At 41.9% G+C, this 14,979-nt stretch carries 14 protein-coding genes; 5 read left to right on the top strand and 9 right to left on the bottom strand.

Annotation, left to right across the window (positions count from 1 at the left end; genetic code table 11):
- Window positions 1-93 precede the first annotated feature (93 nt).
- Window positions 94-1,236: an acyl-CoA dehydrogenase family protein gene (locus FTT78_RS06645; protein WP_096901859.1), complete on the bottom strand. Its 1,143-nt coding sequence runs from the start codon at window positions 1,234-1,236 to the stop codon at window positions 94-96.
- A gap of 240 nt (window positions 1,237-1,476) precedes the next feature.
- On the opposite strand from FTT78_RS06645, the gene FTT78_RS06650 reads away from it, so the two are divergent.
- Window positions 1,477-2,487 carry a glycosyl transferase family protein gene (locus FTT78_RS06650; RefSeq protein WP_096901857.1) on the top strand — a complete coding sequence of 337 codons (1,011 nt, stop codon included), beginning with the start codon at window positions 1,477-1,479 and terminating at the stop codon, window positions 2,485-2,487.
- An 83-nt stretch (window positions 2,488-2,570) separates the two neighbouring features.
- On the opposite strand, the gene FTT78_RS06655 is transcribed toward FTT78_RS06650, so the two are convergent.
- Both FTT78_RS06655 and FTT78_RS06660 read right to left on the bottom strand, forming a co-directional pair.
- On the bottom strand, window positions 2,571-2,840 hold the full coding sequence (locus FTT78_RS06655) for a YeaC family protein (RefSeq protein WP_004972971.1): 270 nt from the start codon (window positions 2,838-2,840) through the stop codon (window positions 2,571-2,573).
- On the bottom strand, window positions 2,840-3,757 hold the full coding sequence (locus FTT78_RS06660; protein WP_207973958.1) for an NAD(+) kinase: 918 nt from the start codon (window positions 3,755-3,757) through the stop codon (window positions 2,840-2,842). The genes FTT78_RS06655 and FTT78_RS06660 overlap by 1 nt, the downstream gene beginning before the upstream one ends.
- Before the next feature lie 179 nt (window positions 3,758-3,936).
- On the opposite strand from FTT78_RS06660, the gene mrcB reads away from it, so the two are divergent.
- Both mrcB and FTT78_RS06670 read left to right on the top strand, forming a co-directional pair.
- Window positions 3,937-6,330, top strand: coding sequence for a penicillin-binding protein 1B (gene mrcB, locus FTT78_RS06665; RefSeq protein ID WP_096901853.1), 2,394 nt, complete (start codon window positions 3,937-3,939; stop codon window positions 6,328-6,330).
- 72 nt (window positions 6,331-6,402) lie between these two features.
- Window positions 6,403-6,921: a hypothetical protein gene (locus FTT78_RS06670; RefSeq protein WP_096901888.1), complete on the top strand. Its 519-nt coding sequence runs from the start codon at window positions 6,403-6,405 to the stop codon at window positions 6,919-6,921.
- Between the two features lie 78 nt (window positions 6,922-6,999).
- Here FTT78_RS06670 and FTT78_RS06675 read toward each other — a convergent pair whose 3' ends face one another.
- Window positions 7,000-7,899, bottom strand: coding sequence for an NUDIX domain-containing protein (locus FTT78_RS06675; RefSeq protein WP_180043799.1), 900 nt, complete (start codon window positions 7,897-7,899; stop codon window positions 7,000-7,002).
- A 138-nt stretch (window positions 7,900-8,037) separates the two neighbouring features.
- On the opposite strand from FTT78_RS06675, the gene hemP reads away from it, so the two are divergent.
- Window positions 8,038-8,208, top strand: coding sequence for a hemin uptake protein HemP (gene hemP, locus FTT78_RS06680; protein ID WP_004972965.1), 171 nt, complete (start codon window positions 8,038-8,040; stop codon window positions 8,206-8,208).
- A 111-nt stretch (window positions 8,209-8,319) separates the two neighbouring features.
- On the opposite strand, the gene FTT78_RS06685 is transcribed toward hemP, so the two are convergent.
- From FTT78_RS06685 to FTT78_RS06700, 4 genes are all read right to left on the bottom strand, one after another.
- Window positions 8,320-9,669 (bottom strand): HAMP domain-containing sensor histidine kinase, encoded by a 1,350-nt coding sequence (locus tag FTT78_RS06685; protein WP_180043797.1) that lies wholly within the window; start codon window positions 9,667-9,669, stop codon window positions 8,320-8,322.
- A 17-nt stretch (window positions 9,670-9,686) separates the two neighbouring features.
- Window positions 9,687-10,349, bottom strand: a complete 663-nt coding sequence (locus FTT78_RS06690; RefSeq protein ID WP_004972960.1) for a response regulator transcription factor — start codon at window positions 10,347-10,349, stop codon at window positions 9,687-9,689.
- A 131-nt stretch (window positions 10,350-10,480) separates the two neighbouring features.
- The gene (locus FTT78_RS06695) at window positions 10,481-10,837 is read right to left on the bottom strand and encodes a NirD/YgiW/YdeI family stress tolerance protein (RefSeq protein ID WP_154320586.1); all 357 of its coding nucleotides are present in this window, start codon (window positions 10,835-10,837) and stop codon (window positions 10,481-10,483) included.
- 111 nt (window positions 10,838-10,948) lie between these two features.
- On the bottom strand, window positions 10,949-12,706 hold the full coding sequence (locus FTT78_RS06700; protein WP_179990673.1) for a GspE/PulE family protein: 1,758 nt from the start codon (window positions 12,704-12,706) through the stop codon (window positions 10,949-10,951).
- Window positions 12,707-12,954: 248 nt separating this feature from the next.
- On the opposite strand from FTT78_RS06700, the gene FTT78_RS06705 reads away from it, so the two are divergent.
- Window positions 12,955-14,157 (top strand): DUF4010 domain-containing protein, encoded by a 1,203-nt coding sequence (locus FTT78_RS06705; protein WP_179990682.1) that lies wholly within the window; start codon window positions 12,955-12,957, stop codon window positions 14,155-14,157.
- Here the strand turns inward: FTT78_RS06705 and tsaA are convergent.
- The gene (tsaA, locus tag FTT78_RS06710; RefSeq protein WP_035310989.1) at window positions 14,154-14,909 is read right to left on the bottom strand and encodes a tRNA (N6-threonylcarbamoyladenosine(37)-N6)-methyltransferase TrmO; all 756 of its coding nucleotides are present in this window, start codon (window positions 14,907-14,909) and stop codon (window positions 14,154-14,156) included. The genes FTT78_RS06705 and tsaA overlap by 4 nt on opposite strands.
- Between the last annotated feature and the right edge of the window lie 70 nt (window positions 14,910-14,979).

The following is a 14,979-nucleotide window of genomic DNA, read 5'->3' on the forward strand; positions in this document are numbered from 1 at the left end:
AAGTCTGATCAAATTCATAAAAAAAGAGCCAGCACTGGGCTGACTCTGGAGATGATCCTTGATCTTTATTCAATTGGACTTTTAGGCATTGTTTTAACGCCCCAATAAACCACGCGCGACAATTTCTTTCATAATTTCATTGGTTCCACCGTAAATTCGCTGGATTCGCGCATCGACAAAGAAACGAGAAATCGGGTATTCCGTCATATAGCCATAACCGCCAAACAGTTGCAGCAATTGATCGGCAATTTTCATTTGCATATCTGTCGCAAAGCTTTTTAAAGCGGCTGCAGTTTCGACGTCCAGTTTGCCCTGCATATACAATTCGACGTTTTGATTATAAAAAGCAGCGGTTGCCAATTCATCAATCTTAGCCTGTGCCAATACAAAACGGGTATTCTGGAACTGACCAATGGCTTGTCCAAACGCCTGACGCTCTTGCACATATTGTGTGGTCACATCAATTGAACCACGAATAGCACCCAATGCAGTAGCTGCAATCGCAGTACGTTCACGTGGCAATTCTTGCATTAAATAGGCAAAACCATGCCCTGCCTGTCCTAACAATTGATTTTTCGGCACTTTGACATTGTCAAAGAATAGCTCTGACGTGTCTTGTGAATGCAAACCAATTTTTTCCAAATTGGTGCCTTTTTTAAAGCCTTCTAAATGAGTATCGACCAACATGAGCGACACGCCTTTGGCACGTGCTTGCGGATCTGTTTTTACTGCCAAAACCACTAAGTCTGCATGCTGACCGTTAGAAATAAAGGTTTTAGAACCATTCAGTACATAATGATCATCTTGCAAAATGGCGTTGGTACGCATGGCTTGTAAGTCTGAACCCGCACCTGGCTCGGTCATGCCAATTGCACCAACCACTTCACCCGACACCATTTTAGGCAGCCAGTATTGTTTTTGTTCTTCTGTACCAATATGCAAAATGTACGGCGCAGCGATTTCAGAGTGACAGGAAATACCTGTAGAGAGTGCGCTATAACCTGCACGTGCCGACTCTTCGACCAACATTAGGGAATAATGCGTTGGAACACCATAGCCGCCATATTCTTCAGGCACATCAATACATAAAAAGCCATTTTCACCTAACAGATTCCACACGCTGCGCGGCATGATGCCCTCACGTTCCCACGCAGCATAATGCGGTGCAATATGCTCCTGCATAAAACGTCGAAAGTTATCTCTAAATAATTCTAAATCAGCATCATAAGCCAGCATATCCAATCCTTTATTTTTCAATTGTTGTTTTCAATAGTATCCATGCTATGCATTTTTATACAGGCTGTCATGTGTTATCCCTACAGATTGTCTTACTTTACAGTCAAACTTTAGTCGTCATTTCAGATATGCAATGAAACTTGTGGCAGCTCGTACAAGCTGAAGCTGTGAATAGTGCTGCAAACTGTTGCCGAAGTTTATACACTAGTATACTAACTAAAGATGTGTGTGAACTCGCTTATGCCAAATACAAACCCCAATAAAAGAAATATTTATAAAGATGCAGAACATCCATTCGCACAATTTATTCGAATTATTGGCAAAGGCAAAACAGGCGCACGTTCACTGACCTATGACGAGGCCTATCAAGCTTTTTCTATGATTTTGCGCAATGAAGTGTTGGATGTGCAATTGGGTGCTTTTTTAATGTTGCTGCGTGTGAAGGAAGAATCTGTAGAGGAGTTGGCAGGTTTTGTACAAGCTACCCGTGATCAACTGCAATTTAAACCGCTTCAGGTCGATTTAGACTGGTCATCTTATGCAGGTAAACGCAGACATTATCCGTGGTTTTTATTGGCAGCGCTGACTTTAGCAAAACATGGCTATAAAGTGGTGATGCATGGTGCTTCTGGGCATACCATCAACCGTTTATATACCGAACAAGCACTGCAATATTTAGATTATCCAATTTGCCAAAATGACCTAGACGTTGAGCAACAATTAGCGCAGCGTAATTTTGCTTATTTACCTTTAGATGTTATTTCACCGATTTTGAGTGAGTTGATTAATTTACGCAATGTGATGGGTTTACGTTCTCCTATTCATACCCTTGCCCGTTTAATCAATCCTTTTAATGCCAAAGCCACCATGCAGGCGATCTTCCACCCCGCTTATCGCAGCTCGCATCAACAAGCCGCATTTCAGTTGGGTTATCAAAACAGTGCAGTAATTAAAGGCGAAGGCGGTGAATTTGAGCGCAACCCTGATGCCAAGACATTAATTTGTGGCATCAAAAATGGCGCTTTATATGAACACGAACTGCCTAAACTGACCGATAACCGTAGCCCTGTAGAAGAAGAATTGGATTTGGCAGTATTTAAAGCCGTCTGGCTAGGTCAGCAAACTCATGAGTATGGTGAAGTCGCCATTACTGAAACCATGGGTATTGCTTTATATACCATGGGTGTTTGTGATGATTATGCGGCAGCAATGCAAAATGCACAGCAGCTTTGGCAAAATCGTCACAACTAAAACGTCATTGAAAATACAAAAAAGACACCCATCTCAGGTGTCTTTTTTATCTTTCAATTTTTCTGAAAGCTTTCTTACATCATTTAAACAAAACGAATCGGTTTAAATTCTTCATGCTTGTGATGATCGTCATCACATTGCTCGCCTTCTTCTTTAGTGCCACGGTCAATATAGCCACTACGCTCAGTTTCAGGCAGGTTTTTCATTTCCCACGCATACACTGCTTGCATACAAATTTGACGTTGCTCTTGGGTCAGCGCAACACCATTAGGCCACTTGCCAATTTCAATTGCCGTTTTTAAACGTCCAACAATTTCAGGATCGAGTACGGCAAGCATTTGTTCAATATTCATCATTCATCCTGCTGTTGCATTGATTCAAAATCTTGATTCCACCCTAACTTGGTTCGACAAGCCATATAGAAGTCATAACCTGGTGGATGTAATAAATTTAATTTATAAGGATGTTTGCGGATATGCAAACTATCTCCAACATTTAATGAAACACTATGTTGACCATCGGCACTGACCATCGGCAACACACGGTTTTCACGAATATTGATTTTAATTTCGCTGTGTCCACCCACCACAATTGGGCGTGAAGATAAGGTATGAGGATGCATAGGCACCAATGCAATTGCATCCATGCTCGGATGTACAATTGGGCCACCACCCGACAAAGCATAAGCCGTTGAACCTGTTGGGGTCGAAACGATTAAACCATCACTGTGCTGACGATAGACATATTGCCCATCAATATTCAGTTCAAAGTCAATCATGTGAACCGACTTACCCGAATGTAGCACCACATCATTTAAGGCAATCGCTTCATAAATGATTTCACCTTTAGAGCGCACTTCCATTTCCAATAAAAAACGACGGTCTGACTGAAAATGTCCTTGCAAAACCTGATCGAGTTTAAAGATTACTTCTGTCGGTTTAATATCGGTTAAAAAGCCTAAACGCCCACGGTTCACACCAATTACAGGGGTATTGTATTTAACCAAAGCGCGCGCTGCGTGCAGCAATGAACCATCCCCCCCCACCACAATCACCAAATCGACCACTTCGCCTAATAAAGCACGGCTGACTGTTTGGGTGTTGTTATAAGGTACAAGTTGAGCAGTGTCAGAATCAAAAACGGGATGCAAACCCAATCCTAAAATATGGTCGTGAATCAGACATAATGTTTCTACGACAGAATATTTGTCTGGACGGCCAATCAGTCCAATGTTCCGAAAGTTCTTATGTGAAATTTGCACCTGCGATATCGCTCCGCTACGATTCGACGCCTATCATAGCACTAACCTAGTTGATTTAAAAAAACTTTAAAACTACATTTCTGCTCAATTTTATGACGATATTTTCCCTTCAGTCACAGATTAATTATTGCAAATTCAGTAAAAGCTTCGCATGATTAGCAAAATTTATCAGGATCTTATCGCGATTTATGAAGTCTGAGCGTGGCATAGGCATAATTGCATTACTATTTTGCATCATCGTTATTGGTGGATTTATTGCATTTAGTATCTACTTGATTCGTCTGGATAATATTGTCAGAGACAAATTTGAAGGACAGCGTTGGGATATTCCAGCCAAGGTTTTTGCACGCCCGTTAGAAGTGTATAGCAATGCACCTGTCAGCCAGACCGACTTTACTCAAGAACTGAAACTGCTTGGCTATAAAAATACAGATAATTATGCTAAATCAGGCAGTTATGTCAGCGATGGTAATACTTTATTTGTGCATACCCGTGGTTTTGACTTTGGAGACAGTGTCGAACCTGAACAGGTTTTAAAAGTCAGTTTTGCCAACAATCAAATTAGTGAAGTGAGCGCCACCAAACCATCTAATACAGGTATTGCACGTTTAGAACCGATGTTGATTGGCGGAATTTATCCACAGCACAATGAAGATCGTGTGCTGATTAAACTGAATAAAGTACCTAAACCGCTGATTGAAGCCCTTATTGCCACTGAAGATCGTAATTTCTATCAACATCACGGCGTTTCAATTCGTGGTACTGCACGTGCTATTGTCAGCAACGTCACTGGTGGCAAACGTCAGGGTGGTTCTACCCTTACGCAGCAATTGGTGAAAAACTTTTATTTAAGCCCAGAACGCACCTTAAAACGTAAGGCCAATGAAGCACTCATGGCCATGCTGATTGAACTACATTACAGCAAAGATGAAATCTTAGAAGCCTATTTAAATGAGGTGAATTTAGGTCAAAACGGTAACTATTCTATTAATGGTTATGGTCTAGCTTCACAGTTTTATTTTGGTATGCCGTTGCGTGAGCTAAACATTTCACAACAAGCCTTTTTGGTCGGTTTGGTACAAGGTCCATCATTATATAATCCTTGGCGCAACCCTGAAGCTGCCAAAAAACGTCGTGACATTGTACTAAACAATATGTTGGTGATGGGTTATTTAAACCAAGAACAATATGAAAAAGAAACTGCGCGTCCCTTAAATGTCATTACAAAACCGACCATTGGCCCTGCCCGTTTCCCTGACTTTTTAGATATTGTCCGCCGTCAATTACGTACTGAATATCAAGAAGGAGATTTGACCAATCAGGGTTTGCGTATCTTCACGACGCTTGATCCGATTGCACAAACCAACGTACAAAATGCTTTTAAAGCATCGGTTGAGCGTTTAAGCAAAGCCAATCCAAAGCGTTTAAAAGAATTACAAGGCGCGGTGCTAATTTCTCATCCTGAAAATGGCGAGTTAGTGGCAGCGGTAGGTTCTACGCAAGATTTTACGGGTTTTAACCGTGCCTTGGATGCCAAACGTCAAGTTGGCTCACTGCTCAAACCAATTATTTATTTAAGTGCGATTGAGTCTGGTCGATATAACTGGGCAAGTCCTGTAGAAGACAGCCAAATCAGCATCCCAATTGATGGTAAATCTTGGACACCACGTAATTATAGCGGCAGCGATCATGGGATTGTGTCTATGTCACAAGCCCTATCTCAGTCTTATAACCTATCTGCAGTTCGTTTGGGACAGGAGTTTGGATTATCTACCTTCCGTAATCACCTCATTAAATTTGGTGTACCAAGTGATGCGGTTCCGCAATATCCATCTATTTTCTTGGGTGCAGTAGATTTATCGCCTATGCAGGTGATGGATATTTATGGCAACTTTGCCACTGGTGGTTTTAAATATCCGACCAAAGCGATTCGCACCGTAGTCGATGCCAATGGACGTTTACTGGATCGTTATGGTTTAACCGTACAACAAACCATTGATCCTTCTGCCGCCTATATTTTGAATTATGGCTTACAGCAAGTGATGAGTTCTGGTACAGGTCGTTCAGCTTACAATAGCTTATCGACAGATTTAAAATTGGCAGGCAAATCAGGTACAACCAATGATACTCGTGATTCATGGTTTGCGGGCTATTCAGGCAATTATTTAGCCGTTGTATGGCTTGGTTTGGATGATAACAAAGTCACAGGCTTAACAGGCTCGTCTGGTGCTTTGCCTGTCTGGAGTAATGTGATGCAGCAATTGCGTCAAAAACCTGTCAACTTACGTCAGACCGAACAAATTCAATGGCATTGGATTGACCGCAGTTCTGGGCATTTATCTGCACAAGGCTGTGAAGGTGCGATGTATATTCCAGTGAATCGTAATAATGTACCGCGTCAGGCAACCGCATGTGGTTTTTCACACTATCAAGTTGAACCCGTTTACCAACCCGATACTGAAACTCAGCAAACAGCTCCTGAAACCAGTGACAGTATCGAAAATTATATCCGTGAAACTGAACCCGTAACAGATGACAATACCGATGGTCGTGTCATCTCAAGTGGCAGTTATATCAATTAAACTTGAGGATATCGGTCAGTTACGCTTATGAAATTATCACGTTTAAGACAAGTTTTTTTCACCACATTCGCTATGGGTGCGATGGCAACGATTGTAGCTTGCCAGAGTTTACCTGAACCGCCTGCTCCTCAGCCTGTGCCTGAAAAACCTAAAACTGTGACGACACCAGAAGGTGTGGTGATTCGTCCTTATGAACGTGAAGAAATTAAGCGTCAATCGTTGCAAGTGGTGGTGCCACAACAAACCGTGCAACAAAAATTAGAGGATGGTCGTAGTTTGCCTGCTTTTCAAAAGTTGATGCAGCAAACCCAGACCGCTTATAAACAAGGTCAATTCAATCAGGCCGAAACAGCAGCTTTGCAAGCGCAGCGACTTGCCCCGCAAGCGGCTGAAACCTATTTATATTTGGCTTTAATTGCCAACCAAAAGAAGCAACCCGCTAATGCAGAAGCCTTGGCACGTCGTGGTTTAAGCTATGCACAAAGCGATGCTATGAAACGTCAATTATGGCTAGTCATTCAAAAAGCAGCACAGCAACAAAATAATGCCAAAAGCCTTGCGCAAGCCCAACAAGCTTTGAAAGATTTGTAAGGACGATAATTTAATAAACTAAAAATCGCTGAGTGTGATTACATCAGCGATTTTTTTATTTGCGCAAACTAGAAAAAATCAAATAAAACGTACACCTGCAATGCCATAGGCATGATGCTGCTCTGCGGTAGTTAAATCATCTTGAGTTAAGCCACCCAAAGCAAAAACAGGAATATCGACAAATTCAGCGATCTGCTGGAATTTTTCCCATCCTAAAGGTGTGGCATCATGATGCGTAGTAGTTGCTAAAACAGGGCTGAGCAAAATTGCTTCACAGCCAATTTGCTGTGCATGTTGTGCCGAAACAATGTCATGACATGCTGCAATATAACGCTGCCCGACTTTTAAATCGCCCTTTTGGAATTGCATTAGTTGCGATTGTTTCAAATGAATTGCTGCAATCGCGTGTTGCTGAATCGTATTTAATTGCTTCCACAATTCCAAATTGATAATCACTTGCCCCAGTTGCTCAATGCAATATTCTGACAATTCAACCTTGCAGGCAGCATTGGGCTCAACCCGCCAATACAGCAGTTTTTGCTTAGGCAAATTTGCTAAATGTTTTAAATCTTCACTGACTTTAATAGCCTGTTGCCACGCCAGTCGTTGCACAATTGCACGATTGGCTTGCGGAAAATTCAGCTCTAAAAGTTGCGGACGGCTAAACCATGTCCAAGGCACTTGAATATCTTTTAATAAAGCCGCAGGTACAGCAGCCTGAAAAATATGCAGATTGACAATCACATCATCATATTCATGGCAAATAATATCAAAGGCATGCCAATGCTGTATGCCAATACCAACTTCTTCAAACACCTCACGGCGGCAGGCATCTACAGGAGTTTCGCCTGCTTCCACTTTTCCACCAGGAAACTCGTGTTTATTGCCCTGATGTTGTTTGGCTTCGCGCCAACCCACTAACACTTTGTTTTGATGAAATAACAGCGCAATTGCCACATGAATATTTGGCTTGGACATGAACCCGTTTCCTTTTCTGCAATGTACGTTTAACTGCAAATTGTAGACTTTTATAAAATCAAAAATAATCCGTTGACAGGCTTATATGATAATGATTATCATTTAAAACAATTCTTACACACCACGGAGTAACTCAAAATGAACGCCCCATTTAATTTATTTTCACGTCATTCAGACACTCAGCATGCCCTACCTATGTTACATTCAAATAACTTGTTTGCGCTAGGACGCGAAATTCGTATTTTGCATGCAGGCGAAGAATATCGTTTACGCTTAACCCGTAACAATCGTCTTATTCTCACAAAATAATTAAAATAATCAACACAATAATAAACGTGGAAACAGCAGTATGAATCAGCGCATACTGCTTTTAAGTTCTGACTTGTCTAATTTTAACTTGCTTCCTAAAACCAATCATATTTACAACTGGGCTTTAGGCAACAAAATACGCACTTTTAAACCACCTTGTTCAGCACGTGAAAATTCAATTTTTCCTGCATGCAACTCTATAATTTTCTTACAAATCGACAGTCCTAAACCAGAACCTTGAGCTTTACTGCCTAAAGCACGGTAAAAGCGTTCGCCCAAACGTGCCAAAACGTCATCAGTCACTGCATGACCATTGTCGGCGATGCAAATTTCCTGCATCAATTCATGCGGTTTCGCTTCAATCCAAATACGTCCTTGAGGTGCTGCATAACGCACTGCGTTGTCAATCAAGTTGCGCAGGCAGCTAAATAGCAATTCAGGATTGCCTTGCACTTGTATCGGTTGAATATCTGACTGAATCTGAATGGCTTTTTCCTGAATAAACGGCGTCAGACTTTGTAAAACTTCCTGCACCAAGTCTGCTATAGATACCGCACTTTTATTTAACGATGCCGCATCTGTCGGGTCTAAACGTGCCAATAACAGCAAATTTTCCAATACTTGTGTACCACGACTGACATCACGCTGAATTTGCTCTAAATCTTGTGCCAACTCAGGTTGTTGTTGGTATTTACGTTTTAGCACCTGCAAACGCAATTGAATGGCAGATAAAGGAGAGCGTAATTCATGCGAAGCATCTGCTGTAAATCGCTGTTCTGCAATTAAAGACTGCTCTACTCGCCCCAACAATTTATTCAATTGCTGCAGCATGGGTTGCAGTTCTTTCAATTCAGGTTGTGTGGGGATAATTGGCGTCAAATCATGTTGATTTTTTTCTGCAATTTGTTGGGAGAGTTGCTGAATCCGCTTAAATTGACGACCAATCATAAAATGCACAATGGCCCATTGCAGCAACCACAACAGCAATAAAATAGCGGCATAACCTAAACTGGTTGCAGCAATTTCCTTGAAGCGATATTTAAGCGGCTGCGCGACAATCACATGCAAGCCATCTTCCTCTGCCACATAGCTGCGCCAAATTTGTCCATCTTGCCAGTGAAATGAAAAACCATGCTCAGATACCACGGCAAGCTGAGACAAGTGAAGCTGAGAAATGTCATGTTCATCTTCAGAGGTAGTCAAAATCAGATCATCTAATCCCAATTGATAGGCAATATGAAATTGCTCACTCAACTCATCGACCTGATTGCCTGCATGGTCACGCAAGTCTGCTCGCAGCAACCTATCGGCTATTTCATCCATAATGTCATCATGCACGCGCATGGTCTGATAACTGGCAACCGCCAATAATAAAATCAGGGCGAGTCCACCCGCCAAGACTGAACTTAAAACGGAGCTTTTAACCAGTTTGGACTGTAAAGAAATGACCTGTTTAGACATGCGGAGATCAAACTGAATTAGTTATCTTGCTGCATACGATAGCCTAAACCTCGGATGGTTTTAATGCGGCTACTGCCAATTTTTTTGCGTAATTGATAAATAAATACTTCAATCGCATTACTTTCAATTTCATCGCCCCATGCATATAAAGACTCTTCGAGCTGTTCACGAGTCACCACATGCTGCGGGTTTTGCATCAGTTTATGTAAAATCTGGAATTCCTTGGCCGTTAAATTGACCTGTTGATCATCCACTTTCACTTGTTTGCTTTGCGTATCTAAAACCAAGTTGGCAAATTCAAGCTGCTGTGTCGGATGACTTTGCGCACTGCGTAACTGACTGCGTACCCGCGCCGATAGTTCTTCAAGGCTAAACGGTTTGACCAAATAATCATTGGCACCTAAATCAAGTCCCTGTACCCGATCTTGAATACTATCGCGCGCAGTAATAAAAATAACAGGTGTGTCCTGTTGCTGCTGTCGTAAAGCGTGCAGAATTTCATCACCGCTATTTTTAGGCAACCCACGGTCTAACAACACACAATCATAATGATGCTGCTGAATGGCTAAAATGGCGTGATCGCCACGCTCGACCCAATCGACATTATAACCATCCATTTCCAGCCAGGTTTTAATACTTTCTGCTTGTGATACATCATCTTCAGCCAAGAGTAGTCGCATGCCATCCTCTGTTATTTTTGATGTACTTCAATTAAGAATCTAAGAATTATAAAACCACATCCCTCCTGTGAGGTATGTGGTTTTTCAGTGATGAATGCTGCTTGAAGTAAATCATGCGCACGCATTGAATGTTAGAAATGAACCTGATCGACATCTATTTCAATACGTTTTGCAGGCTTGTGATCAATATCCACTTCACCAATTAAGGTAACAGGCGTTTTGGCAGAAACGGCTTTGCCATTCCATAAGTCATCATCAATATCGACCGTAATAGTGCCTGTGTTATCACGGAACTGATATTTTTCATCACCAATAGATTTCACCACATAACCTTTTAACTGCACTTTGCTGTCATCTTTCAGGCTTAAAGCTTGTTTTACAGTTACATTTTGATGTAGTGCTTGGGTGTTAATGCTGTCGTTTGCCATGGTGATTGAAGCCATTGCCATTAAACCTGCCATCAACATTGCTTTCATTGTAAATTTCATTGCTTCACCTTTTTGTGTTGCTCATTTCGTTATGGTGATTAAAACAAAGCAAGATGAGCTGAATCTTAAGATTTCCATTTTTTAAAATTCATCGTAAAAAGTTTGAATCTGCTAATTTAATGGTACGACTCGCAACACTTCCTCTAAAGTGGTCATGCCTTCTAAAACTTTGCGTGCGCCTGCAATACGCAACGGTTCAATGCCCTCTTTTTTAGCTTGCTGACGTAATTCATTTAAATTGGCATTGGCACTGATGAGCTGTTTGGTGTCTAAACTTAAAGGCATAAACTCATAAATTCCGACCCGACCTTTATAGCCCGTTTGACGACATTCATCGCATCCGACAGGTTTAAACACTTGTGCAGGCATTTCCATAATGTAGTCAAAGGTCAAATGTTCCCAGTCTTTTTCATTTATTGAGCCTTCCTGCTTACAATGCGGACATAGCTTACGCACCAAACGCTGTGCCAAAACGCCTAAAATTGTGGCAGCAGTCAAAAATGGCTGCACGCCCAAATCATGCAAACGAGTCAAACTTGAAGGCGCATCATTGGTATGCAGTGTCGATAAAACTAAATGCCCCGTCAGTGCCGCTTGAATCGCCATATTTGCGGTATCCTGATCTCGAATTTCTCCGACCATAATAATGTCAGGGTCTTGACGCATTAAGGCACGCACACCATCGGCAAAACCTAAATCAATTGCAGTATTCACCTGCATTTGGTTAAAACTCGGTTCTAACATTTCAATCGGGTCTTCAATGGTGCAGACATTGACTTCATCGGTAGCCAATTGCTTTAGCGATGAATACAGCGTGGTGGTTTTACCCGAACCTGTAGGGCCTGTAACCAAAATAATGCCGTGACTATGTGCAGTCAGGGCATGCCATTCATTCAACAAACGACTATCAAAACCCAATTGCTGAAAACTGCGTACCAATACTTCTGGGTCAAAAATACGCATCACCAGTTTTTCGCCAAACGCCGTTGGTAAGGTCGATAAACGCAGTTCAGTTTCTTGTCCTTTTGGAGTTCGGGTTTTTAAACGTCCATCTTGCGGTTTACGTTTTTCGGCTACATTCATACGCCCTAAAATTTTAATCCGTGAGATGACTGCGGTAAGCGTATTGGCAGGCATGTTATAGATGGTGTGCAACACGCCATCAATACGAAAACGTACTTTGCCTGTGTCTTTACGTGGTTCGAGGTGAATATCACTTGCGCCTTGTTCAAAGGCAAATTGCAGCACCCAATCCACCAACTTCACAATATGTTGATCATTGGCATCTGGGTTTTGGGTATCGCCCAATTGCAATAAAGCCTCGACCCCTTTATTTTCACGGTCATGTGCAGAAGATTTTTGTGATGAATGTACTGCACGACTCACTTGGTAATATTCAATCAAATAGCGCTGTAATTGATCTGGGCTGAGTAAAACCCGCTGAATTTTTTTGGGCAATAAACTATGTTCTAAGTTGGCAACCCATTCTTTTTTATAAGGTTGATCTGTCGCAATTAATACCGCATCTGCAGTCACTTCCACCGCTAAAATACGGTTACGCAGCGCAAATTCCTGCGACATCACAGCAGTTAAAGCGGCAACATCGGCTTTTAACGGATCAATAATATAGAATGGCAAGCCTGATTTATCAGCCAGCCATTGGCATAAACGGTTTAAAGTTAAAGTGGTTTGGGGATGACTTTGATCGACCAAATTAAAGTTGGCAATCCATTGTAACGGATGCCATTTTAATTGATCACGTTGACGATGCGTGGTTTGTACCAAAGCCTGATCACGTTCGGTAATTTTACGATCTTTGACTAATTGTTCTAAGCACCAAGTACTGTCTATTTCAAAATTAAAATTCATTGTTATATGCCCCAAAATCTGGGTTTACTATAGCAGAGTTTGCTTTCAGGGCTGAATGACTTCTTTAATACAGTAATCTTGTATGGTTCGATTAAGCCATAATTTTAGAGTGAAAATAGATTCATAAATGGCGATAAGCACAATTCAAATATATGATGTTTAAAATAACACCTTGTATTTGGAATGTTGCTGTGGATTTTCTGACTCCTCCATCTTTGGTTACAACCAATTTTCCCGAACTGCTCACCATGTTTGCAGCAGCACTTGGCTGTGGCTTACTGATTGGATTAGAGCGTGAACGCAGTAAAAAAAATGGACAACATCACCGTTTTGCAGGCGTACGTACCTTTGGAATTTGCGCATTATTAGGTGCCATTTGCTTCTTATTGGGCACGAGCATTGCCATTGTGGGTGCGTTGATTGTTGGGGGAATTGGCTTATATTCCCTCAAAAATCAAACGGAAGATGACCCCGGCGCTACCACCGAACTTGCCTTCGTGATGACCTATTTTATTGGTGCATTGTGTTTATGGAATATTCCATTGGCAGCAGGTTTATCGGTTATTTTGACAGGTTTACTCATGACCAAGCACACCATGCATGGCATTGTCAGTCAGTGGATTACCGAAGCTGAACTACGTGATGGCTTGTTTTTACTGGCTTTGGTGTTAATTGCCTTGCCACTGACGCCTAATACTGCACTATGGGGCAATGTGCTTAATCCTTATGTGATTTTAAAATTATTGATTTTAATTCTAAGTGTGCAGGCTTTGGCGCATATCGCCAAGCGTTTACTCTCAAGCAGCAACGCCCTCATATTATCTGCAATTGCTTCAGGTTTTGTATCAAGCACCGCAACCATTGCCAGTTTAGGCATGGAAGTACGCGCAGGTCGTGGCGACGCACGTGCCAATGCAGGTGCAGCGCTGATGTCTTGCGTGGCGACTTTAGCGCAAATGTTGATTATTGTGGCGGGTGTCAATCTGATTTGGTTTAAGTTATTAATTATTCCAAGTTTGGTCGGAATCGCGATTTTGGTTGTAGCGGGTGTCTGGTTGCTCAAAAAACATAAAAGTACGACAACAGCAAAACCTGAAGCCGACACCCGTATGTTTAGCCTTAAAGAAGCCGCTATTATTGTGGCGACCTTAACCGCAATTCAAGCGATGGTATACGGCTTGGAACAAACCCTTGGGGATGCAGGTTTAATCATTGGTACCCTGCTCGCCTCGTTATTTGAGGTTCATGCCGCAATTGCAACCGTGGTGATGCAAGGTCCACCGAGCCAGCAGGTACTTTTGTATGCCTTAATTTTAGGTGTGGTGGCACATGCGATTGCCAAATGCGTCAATGCCGCGCTCATTGGTGGTTTGCGCTTTGCACTGTATTTCGCCCCTGCCCAAATTCTGCACATGCTGGCGTTGGTGGCTATTTTATATATGCTGGTTTAATCGACAGCGATTAAAACAATTTTTAGGATATGCACTGCGTGCTGATCAACACGGAAACTGACATCAAAATCTGCAAAATTCATGGTGTAAATTCGTTCAGCATCATCCTGATATGCAGGTCGTGGATCTAAAGACAAGACCTGTTCCAATTCCTGCACAATTTGTGGTTGCAATACGCCTGAGCCGAGTAACTGATTTTTTTGCGCTTCTGCTGTGTCCATCCATAGCACTGTTTTTCTTATGGGTTCATCTTGCGCATAACCACTTTGTGCATCAGGCACAGCATCTGAATATTGGATATAAGGTTTAATATCCAAAATAGGCGTGCCATGCAGTAAATCTGCCCCTGTCACATAAACTCGCAGTGACTTACCCACTTTTTTGACCTGTTTAAATTGCACCACAGACAAACCAATGGGTGCAGGTCGATACATGCTGCGCGTCGCAAACACACCTATTTTTTGATTACCACCCAAACGTGGCGGACGCACTTGTGCACGAAAACAGGGGTTTTGCTGTTTCTGTACGGTTGGATGAGCATCGGTTTGGTTTTTATTGTCGTGAAATTGCCAGATTAACCATAAGTGACTAAACGCTTCGATCCCTTCAAATGCCAACACATCGTTATAAGGCGCCTGCATTTCAATATACGATTCGACTTGTACCAGATTCGGTTGACGAGGAATACCAAATTTTTCTCGGTAGGGAGAGTGCATAAATCCGATTATTGGCATTTTTAGATCAGTCTTCATCACTTTTTCTGATAAGCTCAATTAAATATATTCAGTTTATAGAGAATGATTTTAGATTAGAATAGCAAGC

This window comes from Acinetobacter sp. YH01011 (assembly GCF_013420785.1).
Classification (GTDB): domain Bacteria; phylum Pseudomonadota; class Gammaproteobacteria; order Pseudomonadales; family Moraxellaceae; genus Acinetobacter; species Acinetobacter towneri.

What these genes read in the sequence shown, in the direction of transcription:
- FTT78_RS06690 (WP_004972960.1), bottom strand. Translation starts at nt 10,349, where the DNA reads ATGCGACTACTCTTGGCTGAAGATGATGTATCACAAGCAGAAAGTATT.
- FTT78_RS06705 (WP_179990682.1), top strand. Translation starts at nt 12,955, where the DNA reads ATGTTTGCAGCAGCACTTGGCTGTGGCTTACTGATTGGATTAGAGCGT.
- FTT78_RS06645 (WP_096901859.1), bottom strand. Translation starts at nt 1,236, where the DNA reads ATGCTGGCTTATGATGCTGATTTAGAATTATTTAGAGATAACTTTCGA.
- FTT78_RS06650 (WP_096901857.1), top strand. Translation starts at nt 1,477, where the DNA reads ATGCCAAATACAAACCCCAATAAAAGAAATATTTATAAAGATGCAGAA.
- FTT78_RS06675 (WP_180043799.1), bottom strand. Translation starts at nt 7,899, where the DNA reads ATGTCCAAGCCAAATATTCATGTGGCAATTGCGCTGTTATTTCATCAA.
- hemP (WP_004972965.1), top strand. Translation starts at nt 8,038, where the DNA reads ATGAACGCCCCATTTAATTTATTTTCACGTCATTCAGACACTCAGCAT.
- FTT78_RS06670 (WP_096901888.1), top strand. Translation starts at nt 6,403, where the DNA reads ATGGGTGCGATGGCAACGATTGTAGCTTGCCAGAGTTTACCTGAACCG.
- FTT78_RS06685 (WP_180043797.1), bottom strand. Translation starts at nt 9,669, where the DNA reads ATGTCTAAACAGGTCATTTCTTTACAGTCCAAACTGGTTAAAAGCTCC.
- FTT78_RS06655 (WP_004972971.1), bottom strand. Translation starts at nt 2,840, where the DNA reads ATGAATATTGAACAAATGCTTGCCGTACTCGATCCTGAAATTGTTGGA.
- FTT78_RS06700 (WP_179990673.1), bottom strand. Translation starts at nt 12,706, where the DNA reads ATGAATTTTAATTTTGAAATAGACAGTACTTGGTGCTTAGAACAATTA.
- tsaA (WP_035310989.1), bottom strand. Translation starts at nt 14,909, where the DNA reads ATGAAGACTGATCTAAAAATGCCAATAATCGGATTTATGCACTCTCCC.
- FTT78_RS06695 (WP_154320586.1), bottom strand. Translation starts at nt 10,837, where the DNA reads ATGAAATTTACAATGAAAGCAATGTTGATGGCAGGTTTAATGGCAATG.
- mrcB (WP_096901853.1), top strand. Translation starts at nt 3,937, where the DNA reads ATGAAGTCTGAGCGTGGCATAGGCATAATTGCATTACTATTTTGCATC.